Here is a 15477-nt window from a genome sequence, read left to right as displayed (position 1 = left end):
GTCAAACGTAGTACAAAATATTTAAAGGTACAAATATTTCCCTGAAGATAAAAATAAGTAAGTCTCGGAAAAGTAATAAAAATTATAAACTACGACAAGGATAAGGCTTAATTATTAAGAAAACGGACTGTATAAGGTAGGATGAAGCAAAAGAGCGCCAAGCAAGCGCTCTTGGTTATTTTTACGCAGGCACACCGCTATGGAACTTAAAATCTTCATCTGGGGTTGAAATAAGATCGGCTTCAAGCTGACCAAAGAATTCAACACGCTCTGTAATATCAAATTCACTGATTTCTTGAGCAAGGGTTAAATAGTCTTGGTAATGGCGGGCTTCAGAGCGCAGTAGTGAAATATAAAAATCACCTAAACGCTTATCTACATGTGGCGCTAATTTAGCAAAGCGCTCACATGAGCGGGCTTCGATATAGGCACCAATAATTAACTTATCAACTAAAGCATCTGGCTCGTAAGTTTTTACATGGCGCAGCATACCTTTTGCATAACGACATGGGGTAATACTTTTATATTCAACACCGTACTCATCCATGATCTCAAGTACTTGATAAAAGTGATGCAGCTCTTCTTTAATCAACATAACCATTTTATCGATGAGGTCTTGCCCATAAGGTGAGTTCGATTTTGGGATCATTGATTTAGTTAGCTTGTTTTTATCTGCAAGCTCACGCCAATCCCCTTCTCGCTTATAAATAAGCGTCTCAAAAGGTTTTAGCCACTCAAGTAAAGCGTCACTACTTTGCTTATCAACCGCGTACTTACGAATTAAAAACATCGCACTTTGCGCGGCCTTTAATTCACTAAATGTAAATATGTGCATATATAAAACAACCGACATTACTGACTCGTGTTTCCTTGTCTACCGTGTCAGTTGTCAAGAGTATAACGATTATAAGCCGAGTTAATGAATGGATTTATCTCATATAACACAAAGTGATAAGCATATAACAAAAAATAATAGCATACAGCCAAGAAAATTTGTTTTTTGATATAAGTTACTCTGGAACTTAAAAGTGAAACAAGGAACTCATTATGATGTACACAACAAAGCTCATGCAGGTATTCTCAAACGTTTTTAAATCTCAAAACTTGAACATAGGGGGTGCAAATGAAGTGACAAAAAGAATAGCCCATGAAAACGACAAACCATGGCCAACTCCTACACCAATAAAAGCACCTGACTCAACAGTGATCGGTCTTTCTGAAAAAATGCTTCCTAATGTACTGTTTAAATACAGTAAAGATCAAGCCTACAGATTCAATGATGCCTCTGCTGAATTTGTTGTCTCATCAATTATTACTTGTGCTTCTGCTTTAATAGGTGCTAGTTATAAAATCGCTCCAAAAGAAAGGGATAAAAGGTGGACTGTTACACAAGCTTTATGGTGCTTAAATATTGGCGAGCCATCATTACTAAAAACTCCAACGACCCGGGTTGGAATAAATTTAGTAAATTTTGCACAAAATGAAGTAATCAACCCTGGAAATGTAATAAGAGAGAACGAAGCTAAAATTAAAGAGAAGCAAATAAAAGCTCTTTCTGCTCAAGCTCATGATGAACTAGATAAAGGGGATGAAGAAGCTGCTCAGCTTTTATTTGAACAAGCAGGAAAGCTCAAAGAGTCTATTGCTCCTCAGCGCAATGTTGTCATAAATGATTGCACACCAGAGGCTTTAGTCATACATCTTGAGTCAAATCCCAATGGCTGCCTTATAGTACGAGATGAACTGCATGGATGGCTTTCTAAAGTTATCGGCTCAGACAATACGAGTGAGCGCTCGCTGTATACTGAAGCTTTCGAAGGTAGTAATAGTTATTCTCAAAAGCGAATTACTAGAGAGAAAGTAGATTTAGCTTTAATGCACGTCGGTGTCTTAGGTTGTATTCAACCTGATCGGTTGAGACCACTTTTAACAGGTAGAACCAATGGTGAAAGCAATGATGGATTTTATGAACGATTCCAACTTGCTATTTTTAGCAGTACTAAGATGAAATACACGGATAGCCTGACATGTGATACTTTACAAAATAAGATGGAGCATATTTTCTGTTGCTTAGCCTCTCTCAAAGAGCAGAATATTAATGGCTGCGCTAATTTTACATCCGAAGCACAAGTTCTGTGGAATAAATGGGCACCTCAACAAGCAGAAAAAACAATTTCAGAAAACACAAATATGCAATCAGTAATGGGCAAGTACCCTTCCTTAGTAGCTAAACTAAGTCTAGTCTTTCAGCTTATAACTGAAGCTGAATCACAGAGTGATTACAGTACATTTAACCCGTCGGGAAAAGTATCATATTTATCACTTGAGCAAGCAATATGTTTCTCTGAACTTCTACTCTCTAACAACCGACGGATTCAAGAGCTTTCCTCAAAAAGTAATGAGCTTGATGTGATTAAACATTTAGTTAATAAATTAGAAAAACTTCCAACACAGTTCTCACAAAGAGATCTTCAACGTAAAGGGTGGACTGGACTCAAAAATGCGGAGCAATGCAAACCGGTACTAGAGCAGCTCGAATCGATGGGTTACATCAGAAAAATTACTATAGCTCAGCAAGGTCAAAAGTCTACTGAAAGATTTTTGAAAAACCCACTCATCAGCTAGCTCTATAAGTGGAAAAGTCTTAACTTGATCTGTCAGATTCGAATAATAGAACTCAATCAAATCTGACAGTCACATATATGCCCAGACTGTGTGAAAACTAATTTTTAATAAATTGTCTTGGGTATGTTCTTAGTTTGAAACCATTTAAGATGGTTGCGATCGATTTTTTCTCAGTATCGCAATTTTCTCCGCGCGAGCGAAACTGCTATGGCAACGCTACTCTAATTGCTTTACTTAGGCCGTTAACTCCCATAATTGTTATCATTCTTCTGAAGTTGTAAGCTAGGACATGAAGACTTATTTCTGTCCCCACGCTTTTTAAACCTCGTGTTAGTAAGTGGGTAGCTCCCATCCAGAGTTTAATTGTGCCAAAGGGGTGCTCAACAGTTTGCTTGCGATGAAGCATCAATTCAGGTTCATTCTTTAGCTTTTGAAGCATTTCTTCTGTCAGAATCTCATGCACCCACCGCCTTATTCGCCTAGGGTCTTTTTTAGAGTTAGTGCACTGACTTCTTATTTTACAATCTCGACAAGCAATGTGATTGAAGTAAACATCAAGGTATTTACCTTGCTCAAATACCTGCATTCGATTTTGAAGTTCATTACCAGCGGGGCATAAGTAAATATCTTTATTTGCATCGTATTTGAAGAGTGAGCGGTTAAATATCCCTTTCTTTTCAGAGGACGATGTATCCGTCTTGGGCATGATTGGCTCTGCACCCAAATCGATAGTATCTTTTATATCGGGCTGACTGAAGTAACCTTTATCTGCTAATACCCTTATATCTTCCTTGCGCAATGCTTTTTGTGCGAGTTTTGTCATTGACGCAAGCTGGCCTCTATCTGGCACGTTGGTCACCTCATGCGCCACTATAAGGTGGTGCTTGGTATCAACCGCACTTTGCACGTTATAACTCACAACTCTTGTAAAACCTTGAGTTTTCATTAAACGTGAATCAGGATCAGTAGTGGATATTTGCTTGTCAGGATGAGCTTCAACTTGTTCTTTAATCTCGTGTAGTTTTTTTAACTGGCTGCGAAAGTCAGCTAGCCTATCTTTTGTGGCTTTAATTTTTGTGACGTTAGCTTGCTCTTTATCGGCTTCATCAAGTAATTCAAGGTAACGTTCAATGTTCTTTTCGACTCGGTCGATGTGGAATTTAACTTTGCTTGGCGTAAAATTATTGCCTTTGTTGTTGCTAGCTTTAAACTTACTACCATCGATGGCAACAACTGGTTTCTCAAACATATTCAGACGACGGCAGACTTCAACAAACGTTTTGCACACATTTTTTATACCATCTCCGTTGTCTTTTCTAAAATCAGCAATCGTTTTAAAGTCGGGTGCCAACTTACCAAGTAGCCACATCAGTTCAATATTGCGTTGGCATTCGGTTTCTAATCGGCGGGATGATTGAATACGGTTGAGGTAACCATAAAGATACAGTTTTAATAATGTGGCTGGATGATACTTAGGGCGGCCTGTGGACTTTAAAGTTAATCCTTTAAACCCCAATTCAGCTAGATTTAGTTCCTCAATGAAAACATCAATCACTCTGACCGTATTATCTTCACTGACGTAATCTTCCAACGATTCTGGAAATAACGTTGATTGGTCACGACTTTCACCGCTTATAAACTTTGACATACTGCCTCAACCCTCAACTGAATCAATAGTCTAATTATATAAATATCAGTATATTAAGTGAACTAAATGTATAGATTAATAGATCATAAGCAGAACATACTTAGACCAAAAGGTGATCAGAGTTTTCACACAGTCTGTGCCATGAGCGGACATTCATGAATAAATAGTTTCTGCTCTACAATAAATGATAATGTACCAAAAATGCTGCCTCATAACTAAAAAACCATATGTTAATTTAGTTACAAAATCTAACGCTGCACAACAATCTTACCTTGGATGTTTAAGTTTACTCATGGATTATCCTAACAAGGTTCAAGAATATGAATTGACACCATAATTACTTGTTACGAGCTTATGGTTTACATGATTTACAAGGATTGTAACCTTGCTTTATTGCTGACTCTCTGCTGCTAAAGACGATCGCTTTAGACGCTCCCACATTAGATAGCCAGCCACAATTCTCCCGATGAAACACTGCACCTTTTGAGTTTAATGAAGCAAAATAACTAATTGTTGGTTTTTTTCGATATTTAGAAATTCTGAATATAAATTGCTTTAGAACTTTATAGCTCACCAACATATCAACTTTATCAGTATGAATTAATTTTGTTCTTATTATATCTTTCTTTACTTTAACATTTCGTTTATGAACTGAAGAGAACAAAATCACAAAGTTTTCATCTACAGATACTTGAAGATATGGAGCATATATCAGATAACCTAGTGTATCGTGGTAGCCAACCCAATAATCTTTTTCATCAACTGTAAATTTGAACATAGCATTTAACTCGAAGGACGCTCGGGCACATAACGCCGGCTGCACGCGCAGCTTTGCAGTGGAGGCGAGGCCAGAACGGAAAAGCCCTTGCTGTGCCTGAGATTTTTAAATGCCATTAGACTCGTCACTCAATTGGTTTTTCTTTTTTAGAACACACTGCATCGGAGCTATTTTATGCTCACTGTCACTATAAGAAGAAAAGAATCCCTCAAAAACCTTACCATTGTTTTTTAACATGAGCGACAATGCCCCACGATCTATATGATCTCTGCTACATGTTTCATAACAACCAGAAAGTATTAAATTTTTAAAATTACCTAAGATAGTGTAAGTGTGAACTTTGCTGGCACCACCGATCTCAATGATGCGCCCATTTATTTTGTGTCCTGTTCTAAAAATTTCGACTCTTACAATAATTGGTACAGAACCAATATTTATTTTAATGTATTTATCTTTTTCGGGTACTTGCTTCTCTTCTGAGTCGTCATGAAGAATAAGTTCAGCACTTACTTCTCTCTGCTCGCCCTGCTCACTAACTGACGAAGCAGGAACTGGCTCACCTCTTTCGGCCTTTCTTTCTTTTCTAAGGCGCTCTTGAAATCTTCGCCAAGCTGCCTTTTTAGCTGCTCTATCAAGATCTTCTAAACCAAGGTAGGGTATCAATATCCCAGACCACTCACCCTCAATACATACATCTTGATATAGAAGATTTTCAAACCAAGGCTCGATGTTTTTTCGCCATAAAATAGCGAAAACGAAAAGTAACAATGCTGTAATTAGACCACTGATAATACCGCTAGCCAAAGAACCAAATAGATTGGTAGAGCTGTTAGCTGTCTCATTTAAATACCACCAAAGGAATACACCAGAAACAACCAATATAAAATGCGGGAATATTCTCCAAGCCATACCCGCTAATTTTTTCAAATATTGCATATATTCTCCTTGCCATTTGAGTTTAATTGCGCCCTTATCGCACAAATCTCTGCGCCGCCACGCTAAATTATCTACTTTAAATAGCTTTAACAAATTACCGAAGGTATTACATCACTATGTTTTCTAAAGTTTTTAGGTGGAGTTAAATGAACCAACATACACTGAGCGCCCATTTTTATGAAGATATGCGCTACTACATATAAAATCACAGCATTACATAAGCATTACGCAATAATCCCTAAACGAGTAAAGTTCTAGCTATTACAAACAGATTTCATGTTCCATTAAATATATTCGATTAAGACTGGGCTCAGTTGCAAAATAATTGGTGCATCATTTTGTTTTCCTAAATGTGTGACAATCATTTTGTCGATTGAAACGATTTGTTATTAGTTTAGTTAACGCCAAGGATGACTGTCATTTTGAAAAAGAACCTCCTCAATAGAGAAGTTATCTTTAAGTAGCTCTCTTAATGAAACCTTTGCAGATCCTAACAACTTTCTGTGCTTATCTATATGTGTTTTTAATCGCTGAGCTGATTGCATATCATCAAATGATATAGTTACCATACTGACTTCCTCGTAAAAATCGTCAAGAGCGGAACTAGGCCAGTAGGTGATATCATTTTCAGCGAAAGCTATTTTTGTTTCATCGTACTTTTTATTTAAGTCAACATTAAGCATTTCATCAGATGGCGTTTTTACTTTTATAGTTGCAACTTCATTAGTTCGGTCAAACTCAATTGAATTGGACATAAATGATAAGAAATCAGACTTTGATATATATAAAGCATTGCAGCAATTAGCCAATACCGGATCTATGATTTCCAAACCGCCGCGTAATTCCTGACCCAACTCAATGAACATATTGGAAGCTTGTTCTAATTTGGATGCATTGTTGTTTAACGCATTGATCATCGCTTTTGCATCGCCCCAATCATCAAAATCTTCGAGCGTTTGATAAAATTCCTCAGTTACATCATCTAATGTTTGGACACAATAATACAATTTTGTAAGCGACCTACATGCCTTTTTCCTTTTATCGAACGGAAGATCAACTAGTTTTCCAACAGTTTTACTTACTATAAATGTAACGACTTTTCCTATAACACCTTCGCTGGTAATCAAAGCGATCTCCTTGACTCATAAATATTTTATAATGCGTGTCGCGTATCTTCCTACCGAAATCACACTTATGTATTAATGAATCTACTTTTAACAAATAACGTAACTCAATGTCTAGATATCTTTCAAAACAGAACTTTATAGTATTTGAGTTTATTCAGAATGGAGAAGAAATGCTCCAGCCCGAACAGGCTGAAACAAAATGTAAAATAAGTTAGAACGAATACCTGCTTTTTCAGAGCCGAACTGTGAACGCCTTTATTTGCAGCTGGTTTGCAGCCCACAGGAAAACCAGTCCAACAACATGCGCTTATTAAACCAAGTAATAAGATAAGAATCGTTCGACATCGCTTATCATCCCTTCAACTTCATCATTTTTAAAAGAAGCCCAATCACCATGTGCCGCACTATTTCTTATATCAGCCAGAGCTGTAATCCTTTTCTGTTGCAACTTGTTGTAAACACCAGCTTTGGCTAGCTCTGAATTCATTTTGTCGAGCTTTGCGATTGGTATTGAGTTATCTATACAAAGGTCTCGCAGAGTTGTTTCTAAAACAACTCCTGCAACAACTGCAGCGGGGCCCTTATATCCGCTGCGAAGAAGCTCTGTAGCTTGCTCCAACTCAGAGTCGAACAATTCGCTTGAACAAGATTTTTACTGATGACAGAAATCCCCCCTGAAAGTCATCTATAGCAGCCATAAATACCGGCTTAACTCTTTTTAGTACGCTATAGCTATCATCCAACATAGGTATAATCTGTTCAGCTTTTACAAATGCATTAATATACTCGCTATCATTGCCACACGTCTTAACAATTAGCGATTTCGCCTTAACCTTCCACGCATCAAACTTTTCTTCGCTAACTTGGTCATAGTTTCCATAACCACCATTTTTGCAACCTTAGTTGCTTCAATGCGTACTACTTCGTCTGCCAAATCATCGAATCTTTGTGAAAATTTTTTGTTCAAGGTGGTGCCCTAGTATTTGAGGTAAGTAACGCCGCATTACGCGAGCTAAACTATTGGTTATAATCTGCGGCGAAGCGAAACCTAGCCAACTGTTTAAATTTAATTTTAAATGCCTTGCTAGTTGTAAATTGCTTCAAAATCGACATCAAATCTATCACTATTTTCTAAAGTTCTGTAGAAAGTTAAATTTGAGCTGAACCTATTATTATTACGAACAGATTGAATGACTTCCTCGATTATTTCATTTGAAACTCTACACCCGAAATATATGGACTGGATTGCACTCGGCAAAAGCCTTTTGAAAAACATTAGGCTTCCCATAGAATTTACAACATCATCATTCATGACTTTTGCAAGGTTATTAAAAGGAAAGTTAAGGTTTTCATTTTCAAATATGTATTTATTTCCCACATTAATGAAATCAATTTTCCTTTGATGTAAATATTTTTCAAATTCATCAATCGAGTAGGGTCCATTACTGATGTTCAAAATTGCAACATCAGATTCAGTTGTAGGAATTAAGAATCGATGTTCTTTTTCATACATCCAACTATCACTTTTAACTAGTGCGAAATGCTTAAAGAATTCATCTTCGTATATGGAAAATATACACTCAGGAGGAATATCTTTACTAGGTCGTTTATTATCATATCGAACACGCACAGCTTTTTTATCACCGATACGTGAAGTTTTAACGCCATCTTTAGAAAAGGAAAATGTATTTTCTGAATTCGAAATTGCAATAACGATTCCATTGTGTTCGTCTGCATAGTGCGACCACATAAGAAGGTTATGAGGATTTTCAGTAAGTGAAATAATACCAAACTTATGGAGTTCAGTTTCTAAGTATTCTTTCACATCACTATGTTTCAAATTAATTTTTTCATCAGAAACAAAGCCAGCTCCTTCCCCCATATCATCACTCATAAAGGCGATCTTTTGTCTGATCGCTTCTTTAGTTGGCTTGGAGTCAAAAGGATCATTAAGACTATATGGTTGAGTTAATCTAAGTAACGGATCACTAAAAAACTCATGTCGTAACGGCATATATTTGTACAAAACTTTCAAATTAACTCCTTTACAACTAACATTTTAGTATTTATGCGACAAAATGGCACTTTTCTATTACTACGTTTTTATCAAATTAGCTAACCTTTTTCTAGCTAACAAAATATTTTCAAATTGGTAAAGAGATCTGACATAAAATAAGTTTAAATACGTTTTGGGCAGAAACGAGCTTTATCTGAATGTCCGCATATTGTATTTTTCTACCAGTCAGGTTTAGTCGAAACTTCCCAGCAATTATGCCAGAGATATATGCTACTACATAAGTTTACCTTTAAGCTCTTAGTACACTTAAAAAACAGTTGAATAAGCTGAACACTCTTATCTTGAAATTCAACAGAATCAATTACTTACAACTTAGGTTTGTTACCACTATGGAGACTAACTCTTTTAAATAGGCGACTAACAGTTCTTCTACAACGCACTTTAATTGCAATCTCTAGTTCTTCTGCGAAGCTATGTAACTCATTAATTCTACTTTCTAGCCAACTCTTTTTAGATTCTTGTATCTGAATTTCATTTGAAAGTTGATCTGACTTTTGTTTTTGTAAAGTTAATTGACTCTCTAAAGCCTTATTACGACTACTAAGTTCTTCGACTTTTTGCGCAACTTTATTGAGTTTTTCTTTTACAAATTTCTCTTTTTGTAGATGTTCACGGCCAGTAACATTTTTTGACACCCCACGTTCAAATCCAAGCGGTTTAAATGCATCAGCAACAACATCTTGCATTTTCTCAAAGTGTGGGTTTAGTTGATTAGTCCTTGATTTGAAATTTTTCCCTTTAGCTGAAATTTTGCGTAACGGTGAAATCCTGTTTATAAAGTCATAGTTAAAAAAAAAGCATGCGCATGAATGTTACGAACAAAGCGCCCTCCTTCATATCGCCCTTCATCTAAATGTAAATCAATCCCTATTGGCTCAAAGCCAAATTCATTTTTTATCTGCACAGCGTATTTACGTAAATAATGAATTAAAAGCTGCTTTGCTTTCTTTTCTCCATATTTTTTCTCAATTTTTACGTATTGATGTTCACTTAAAATAACGATGTGTTCAAACAATAGATTGAAATCTTTTCTAACTTTTTTACCAGTGACCAGCTTGTATCGGGCGCATGCTTGATTAAGAGCTTCAGCGCCGTTCTTACAGCCTTTGGAATACAAACCGAGGTTGTTATGACTAAACTTAGGGTTTACGTTTACTGAGCATGTAAAGCCATTCCTACTCGGATTTGAGTGATCTAAAACAATGAATGCTTTATCCGCTTTGTAGTACCGAGTTCTAACTGAAGCAAATGCTTTAAGATTACTCATGTGTCCCCCTATTCCCCTCAAATGAGGTACAACTTTGATATGTAGGGTATTCAATTTTGATGTCTACTGCGCAGTTAATAAATCTAGCTTGAGTAGAATCTTCACCTCCGAGGAAATTACCGTACCGACAGAGTGAACATGTCGATAATAACTTAAAAGAACGGCAAGCATTCTGTAATCTTTCTAAGTCTATAGCTGCATTTTTATCGAGCCACAATTCTGAAAATAAACAAATATTCTTTTTATCAATTCCTTTTAAATTAAACTTAAGCATTAAATTTCGCCAGTCTTCAATACTTACATATGGGGGTTTCCCTAAATGAATAGGTATTTGATCACGAGCAATGTATAACCTCATAAAATCCTTAAACTCTTTAGTTCGACTCACCTTTACAGAAAAATTAGACTGAAGATGGTACTCACGTAACTTCTTCTTCAATGCCTCCTTAACTTCTGACACAAATAATTCAGCGCCTTCGTCTAACAGAATATTTTTGAGTTCTTCATCCATCATTTTCAATTTTAAACAGCTCATAAACACCTCCTACTATGTTATAACGTATTATATCATATTTTCTTTTTTTCAATTTTTTTGCAAAGCAAAAACCCACCGCAAGGCGGCCTATGAACATAGGCTTTAGTGGGTTAAAGTTTTAGGGGAGGTTTTCAAATGCTTCAATTTACATTATTGGATATATGAAATTTATATATGTGAAGGGACACCACTATGAAACTTAAAGTCTTCATCCGGACTTAAGATAAGCTCAGCTTCAAGTTGCCCAAAGAACTCAACACGTTCGGTGATATCAAACTCACTGATTTCTTGCGCAAGAGTTAAATAATCTTGGTAATGACGCGCTTCTGAGCGCAGTAGCGAGATATAAAAATCACCTAAGCGTTTATCAACATGTGGGGCTAATTTAGCAAAACGCTCACACGATCGGGCTTCGATGTAAGCACCGATAATTAACTTATCAACCAAGGCATCTGGCTCGTATGTTTTTACATGGCGCAGCATCCCTTTGGCATAACGGCATGGGGTAATGCTCTTATATTCAATACCATATTCATCCATGATCTCAAGAACTTGATAAAAGTGATGTAACTCTTCTTTGATTAGCATCACCATTTTATCAATGAGATCTTGCCCATAAGGTGAGTTAGATTTTGGTATCATTGATTTAGTCAGCTTGTTTTTATCTGCAAGCTCACGCCAATCCCCTTCACGTTTATACACAAGTGTTTCAAATGGTTTTAACCACTCAAGCAAAACATCACTACTTTCTTTATCAACCGCGTACTTACGGATTAAAAACATGGCAGACTGAGCTGCTTTCAACTCACACACGAGATGGTCTAATAAAACTATGTCGAGATTTTCTTTTTTTTGTGCTTTTTTAATCCACTCTTCAGGTGTACCACACTTTAAAAAACTATCTATTGGCTTCAATAGTTTGTCTATATCATTTATGTTCATTATTCATCATCTTGTAATAATATATCTAAATTGCTACTTTCTGAATACAGGTTGCTATAATTGAAAATACGGGCCGCATCTTTAGCAGTAAAAGCTCTATCTCGATTTGGTTTCAATAATCGGTCGACATCCCAGTCGCAAGTACGAACTTCAGTAACAAATTCACTTTCTTTATAGTAATCTTTTGAACCGTAAAAAATACATTTATAGGCTTTTGACTTACGATCGTAATTCGTAAATTTGAGCCTAGCGATCACTTGATTTTCTTCTAAGCTGAAAGATAATTCTTTATCCTTTAAAAAAATCTTATTACCTATTCGATTTAGTTCCAGATTATACTGTAAAGGGTCACTATGTGATAATTTAACTATTTTTTTTGAAATGGCAGCTAAATTAAGACTTTTTTCTATTTTTGATTGTATTACAGATAGTTGAGCTTCAATATCATTTATTTCAGCATCTAAATCTTCCATCAAACTAAAAATCGTTACTGAAACTTTTTCACTTTTTCTATAATGCTCCTTTAGATCTGCCTGTTTTACTTGAAGCTCTTTTAGTTTATGTATTAATTTAACTTTTTGCTCATGATTGGCAGAACTACGTTTTAAATCTGTTATTTTTGCAAGTATTAAATGTTCAACATAAACAGAAAAGAAATGATAAGCTACTACATAGGGAAATGTTGTTGGTGCATCACAGCTCTCCCCCCCAGATCGCTGTTTTCTACTGCATCGAAGCAGTGGTAAAGACTTAGCCGATTGTTGGATGCTCATACCTGAGCCACAATGCCCACATTTAACTAGACCATGCAGAGGCCACTTTCTATCGGGTCTAACGCTCGTAAATAATCGCTCTTTACATATCCGCTGAGCATTATAGTAATCTTTATCACTTACAACCGACTCGTAAAGCTTTTCATTATAAACCAAACCGATGCATTTTGGGTTTTGAATTATTCTTATAATTTTTGTCGGATTGATGTTTTTTAAAGGTTTTATATCACCGTACTTTTTCCTTAACGACCTTTCAATCAAAACTTGGCCAAACCCTTCGGCATGCAATTTGAAAATATCTCGGACTACATCGGCGTATTCATTTAAATTTCCTTTTTTGTCTAACCAAAAAGGCATCCGCATTTTTGGCGCTATTTTATTTTCTTTTGCGTTGTACTCTCGTCGACTCCAAGAACTTTTTACTTTTTCTGAACGCCATTTAGAATCTGAATGAGCTTTATCAATCTCAACGATTAAACGCATACGTGTAGATAAGTCATTTCGCTTACTTGGTGAGTAAACACTTTGATCTCTAGCTGTAACGATAGAAATATCATTATCCCAAATTTTATCTAGTAGCTTCCCTGTTTCAGTAATGGTCATACGAGACAATCTAGAAAAGTGCTCAACAAGGATAATAGAGCCTCTAGGAACTACTTTTGACTCTATTGCAGCTACAAGCCTCCCCAAAGAACCCGAACTTAAATGCTTTCCTGAAAATGCTGATACACCGGCATCAATAAGAGGTTTACCTTCAAGTTCAACTACTTCACAGTCAGGATGATTACGCAACCACTCTCTTTGCGCCTCTCCCTGCCTATATAAGGAACTATTCCCTTCTTGTGCTTGAGAACTAAAGCGCTGGTATAAATAAACGTTACCAGATAATTTATCGTCTGACATAGTTGTTACTCACTGAATTATATATGCACATATTATCATTAAGCTCACACACGAGATGGTCTAATAAAACTATGTCGAGATTTTCTTTTTTTTGTGCTTTTTTAATCCACTCTTCAGGTGTACCACACTTTAAAAAACTATCTATTGGCTTCAATAGTTTGTCTATATCATTTATGTTCATTATTCATCATCTTGTAATAATATATCTAAATTGCTACTTTCTGAATACAGGTTGCTATAATTGAAAATACGGGCCGCATCTTTAGCAGTAAAAGCTCTATCTCGATTTGGTTTCAATAATCGGTCGACATCCCAGTCGCAAGTACGAACTTCAGTAACAAATTCACTTTCTTTATAGTAATCTTTTGAACCGTAAAAAATACATTTATAGGCTTTTGACTTACGATCGTAATTCGTAAATTTGAGCCTAGCGATCACTTGATTTTCTTCTAAGCTGAAAGATAATTCTTTATCCTTTAAAAAAATCTTATTACCTATTCGATTTAGTTCCAGATTATACTGTAAAGGGTCACTATGTGATAATTTAACTATTTTTTTTGAAATGGCAGCTAAATTAAGACTTTTTTCTATTTTTGATTGTATTACAGATAGTTGAGCTTCAATATCATTTATTTCAGCATCTAAATCTTCCATCAAACTAAAAATCGTTACTGAAACTTTTTCACTTTTTCTATAATGCTCCTTTAGATCTGCCTGTTTTACTTGAAGCTCTTTTAGTTTATGTATTAATTTAACTTTTTGCTCATGATTGGCAGAACTACGTTTTAAATCTGTTATTTTTGCAAGTATTAAATGTTCAACATAAACAGAAAAGAAATGATAAGCTACTACATAGGGAAATGTTGTTGGTGCATCACAGCTCTCCCCCCCAGATCGCTGTTTTCTACTGCATCGAAGCAGTGGTAAAGACTTAGCCGATTGTTGGATGCTCATACCTGAGCCACAATGCCCACATTTAACTAGACCATGCAGAGGCCACTTTCTATCGGGTCTAACGCTCGTAAATAATCGCTCTTTACATATCCGCTGAGCATTATAGTAATCTTTATCACTTACAACCGACTCGTAAAGCTTTTCATTATAAACCAAACCGATGCATTTTGGGTTTTGAATTATTCTTATAATTTTTGTCGGATTGATGTTTTTTAAAGGTTTTATATCACCGTACTTTTTCCTTAACGACCTTTCAATCAAAACTTGGCCAAACCCTTCGGCATGCAATTTGAAAATATCTCGGACTACATCGGCGTATTCATTTAAATTTCCTTTTTTGTCTAACCAAAAAGGCATCCGCATTTTTGGCGCTATTTTATTTTCTTTTGCGTTGTACTCTCGTCGACTCCAAGAACTTTTTACTTTTTCTGAACGCCATTTAGAATCTGAATGAGCTTTATCAATCTCAACGATTAAACGCATACGTGTAGATAAGTCATTTCGCTTACTTGGTGAGTAAACACTTTGATCTCTAGCTGTAACGATAGAAATATCATTATCCCAAATTTTATCTAGTAGCTTCCCTGTTTCAGTAATGGTCATACGAGACAATCTAGAAAAGTGCTCAACAAGGATAATAGAGCCTCTAGGAACTACTTTTGACTCTATTGCAGCTACAAGCCTCCCCAAAGAACCCGAACTTAAATGCTTTCCTGAAAATGCTGATACACCGGCATCAATAAGAGGTTTACCTTCAAGTTCAACTACTTCACAGTCAGGATGATTACGCAACCACTCTCTTTGCGCCTCTCCCTGCCTATATAAGGAACTATTCCCTTCTTGTGCTTGAGAACTAAAGCGCTGGTATAAATAAACGTTACCAGATAATTTATCGTCTGACATAGTTGTTAC

General features: G+C 36.1%; 15 protein-coding genes. 1 reads left to right on the top strand and 14 read right to left on the bottom strand.

Features of this window, described 5'->3' with window-relative positions:
• Positions 1–181: 181 nt before the first annotated feature.
• The gene (gene miaE / locus EVU92_RS09230) at positions 182–853 is read right to left on the bottom strand and encodes a tRNA isopentenyl-2-thiomethyl-A-37 hydroxylase MiaE (protein WP_130050984.1); all 672 of its coding nucleotides are present in this window, start codon (positions 851–853) and stop codon (positions 182–184) included.
• 194 nt (positions 854–1047) lie between these two features.
• On the opposite strand from miaE (EVU92_RS09230), the gene EVU92_RS09225 reads away from it, so the two are divergent.
• A complete protein-coding gene (locus EVU92_RS09225) occupies positions 1048–2625 on the top strand; it encodes a DUF3987 domain-containing protein (protein WP_130050983.1) in 1578 nt (525 codons plus the stop codon).
• 205 nt (positions 2626–2830) lie between these two features.
• On the opposite strand, the gene EVU92_RS09220 is transcribed toward EVU92_RS09225, so the two are convergent.
• From EVU92_RS09220 to EVU92_RS09160, 13 genes are all read right to left on the bottom strand, one after another.
• Positions 2831–4273 (bottom strand): IS1182 family transposase, encoded by a 1443-nt coding sequence (locus EVU92_RS09220; protein ID WP_069439015.1) that lies wholly within the window; start codon positions 4271–4273, stop codon positions 2831–2833.
• Positions 4274–4625: 352 nt separating this feature from the next.
• The gene (locus EVU92_RS09215) at positions 4626–5051 is read right to left on the bottom strand and encodes a hypothetical protein (protein WP_130050982.1); all 426 of its coding nucleotides are present in this window, start codon (positions 5049–5051) and stop codon (positions 4626–4628) included.
• Positions 5052–5156: 105 nt separating this feature from the next.
• Complete coding sequence (locus tag EVU92_RS09210) at positions 5157–5987, bottom strand: hypothetical protein (protein ID WP_130050981.1); 831 nt, start codon at positions 5985–5987, stop codon at positions 5157–5159.
• 398 nt (positions 5988–6385) lie between these two features.
• Complete coding sequence (locus EVU92_RS09205) at positions 6386–7114, bottom strand: hypothetical protein (RefSeq protein ID WP_130050980.1); 729 nt, start codon at positions 7112–7114, stop codon at positions 6386–6388.
• Positions 7115–7424: 310 nt separating this feature from the next.
• On the bottom strand, positions 7425–7733 hold the full coding sequence (locus EVU92_RS21720) for a DUF4145 domain-containing protein (protein ID WP_205987927.1): 309 nt from the start codon (positions 7731–7733) through the stop codon (positions 7425–7427).
• A 465-nt stretch (positions 7734–8198) separates the two neighbouring features.
• Positions 8199–9149 (bottom strand): DUF2971 domain-containing protein, encoded by a 951-nt coding sequence (locus EVU92_RS09195; protein WP_130050979.1) that lies wholly within the window; start codon positions 9147–9149, stop codon positions 8199–8201.
• A gap of 347 nt (positions 9150–9496) precedes the next feature.
• Positions 9497–9877, bottom strand: a complete 381-nt coding sequence (locus tag EVU92_RS09190; protein ID WP_130050978.1) for a hypothetical protein — start codon at positions 9875–9877, stop codon at positions 9497–9499.
• 86 nt (positions 9878–9963) lie between these two features.
• Entirely contained in the window at positions 9964–10458 is a 495-nt protein-coding gene (locus EVU92_RS09185) for a hypothetical protein (RefSeq protein ID WP_130050977.1), read from the bottom strand.
• Entirely contained in the window at positions 10451–10993 is a 543-nt protein-coding gene (locus EVU92_RS09180; RefSeq protein WP_130050976.1) for a hypothetical protein, read from the bottom strand. The genes EVU92_RS09185 and EVU92_RS09180 overlap by 8 nt, the downstream gene beginning before the upstream one ends.
• A gap of 168 nt (positions 10994–11161) precedes the next feature.
• A complete protein-coding gene (gene miaE / locus EVU92_RS09175) occupies positions 11162–11935 on the bottom strand; it encodes a tRNA isopentenyl-2-thiomethyl-A-37 hydroxylase MiaE (protein ID WP_130050975.1) in 774 nt (257 codons plus the stop codon).
• Positions 11935–13611: a recombinase family protein gene (locus tag EVU92_RS09170; RefSeq protein ID WP_130050973.1), complete on the bottom strand. Its 1677-nt coding sequence runs from the start codon at positions 13609–13611 to the stop codon at positions 11935–11937. The genes miaE (EVU92_RS09175) and EVU92_RS09170 overlap by 1 nt, the downstream gene beginning before the upstream one ends.
• Positions 13598–13792 carry a tRNA isopentenyl-2-thiomethyl-A-37 hydroxylase MiaE gene (gene miaE, locus EVU92_RS09165; RefSeq protein ID WP_130050974.1) on the bottom strand — a complete coding sequence of 65 codons (195 nt, stop codon included), beginning with the start codon at positions 13790–13792 and terminating at the stop codon, positions 13598–13600. The genes EVU92_RS09170 and miaE (EVU92_RS09165) overlap by 14 nt, the downstream gene beginning before the upstream one ends.
• A complete protein-coding gene (locus EVU92_RS09160) occupies positions 13792–15468 on the bottom strand; it encodes a recombinase family protein (protein ID WP_130050973.1) in 1677 nt (558 codons plus the stop codon). Before EVU92_RS09160 ends, miaE (EVU92_RS09165) begins: the two co-directional genes overlap by 1 nt.
• Between the last annotated feature and the right edge of the window lie 9 nt (positions 15469–15477).

This window comes from Pseudoalteromonas sp. MEBiC 03485, assembly GCF_004195145.1.
Classification (GTDB): Bacteria; Pseudomonadota; Gammaproteobacteria; order Enterobacterales; family Alteromonadaceae; genus Pseudoalteromonas; species Pseudoalteromonas apostichopi.
The sequence above is the reverse complement of the archived record's forward strand: the minus strand, read 5'-3'. Positions and strand labels throughout refer to the sequence as shown.

What these genes read in the sequence shown, in the direction of transcription:
- miaE (WP_130050984.1), bottom strand. Translation starts at nt 853, where the DNA reads ATGTCGGTTGTTTTATATATGCACATATTTACATTTAGTGAATTAAAG.
- miaE (WP_130050975.1), bottom strand. Translation starts at nt 11,935, where the DNA reads ATGAACATAAATGATATAGACAAACTATTGAAGCCAATAGATAGTTTT.
- EVU92_RS09190 (WP_130050978.1), bottom strand. Translation starts at nt 9,877, where the DNA reads ATGCAAGATGTTGTTGCTGATGCATTTAAACCGCTTGGATTTGAACGT.
- EVU92_RS09225 (WP_130050983.1), top strand. Translation starts at nt 1,048, where the DNA reads ATGATGTACACAACAAAGCTCATGCAGGTATTCTCAAACGTTTTTAAA.
- EVU92_RS09170 (WP_130050973.1), bottom strand. Translation starts at nt 13,611, where the DNA reads ATGTCAGACGATAAATTATCTGGTAACGTTTATTTATACCAGCGCTTT.
- EVU92_RS09160 (WP_130050973.1), bottom strand. Translation starts at nt 15,468, where the DNA reads ATGTCAGACGATAAATTATCTGGTAACGTTTATTTATACCAGCGCTTT.
- miaE (WP_130050974.1), bottom strand. Translation starts at nt 13,792, where the DNA reads ATGAACATAAATGATATAGACAAACTATTGAAGCCAATAGATAGTTTT.
- EVU92_RS09180 (WP_130050976.1), bottom strand. Translation starts at nt 10,993, where the DNA reads ATGAGCTGTTTAAAATTGAAAATGATGGATGAAGAACTCAAAAATATT.
- EVU92_RS09210 (WP_130050981.1), bottom strand. Translation starts at nt 5,987, where the DNA reads ATGCAATATTTGAAAAAATTAGCGGGTATGGCTTGGAGAATATTCCCG.
- EVU92_RS09185 (WP_130050977.1), bottom strand. Translation starts at nt 10,458, where the DNA reads ATGAGTAATCTTAAAGCATTTGCTTCAGTTAGAACTCGGTACTACAAA.
- EVU92_RS09220 (WP_069439015.1), bottom strand. Translation starts at nt 4,273, where the DNA reads ATGTCAAAGTTTATAAGCGGTGAAAGTCGTGACCAATCAACGTTATTT.
- EVU92_RS09215 (WP_130050982.1), bottom strand. Translation starts at nt 5,051, where the DNA reads ATGTTCAAATTTACAGTTGATGAAAAAGATTATTGGGTTGGCTACCAC.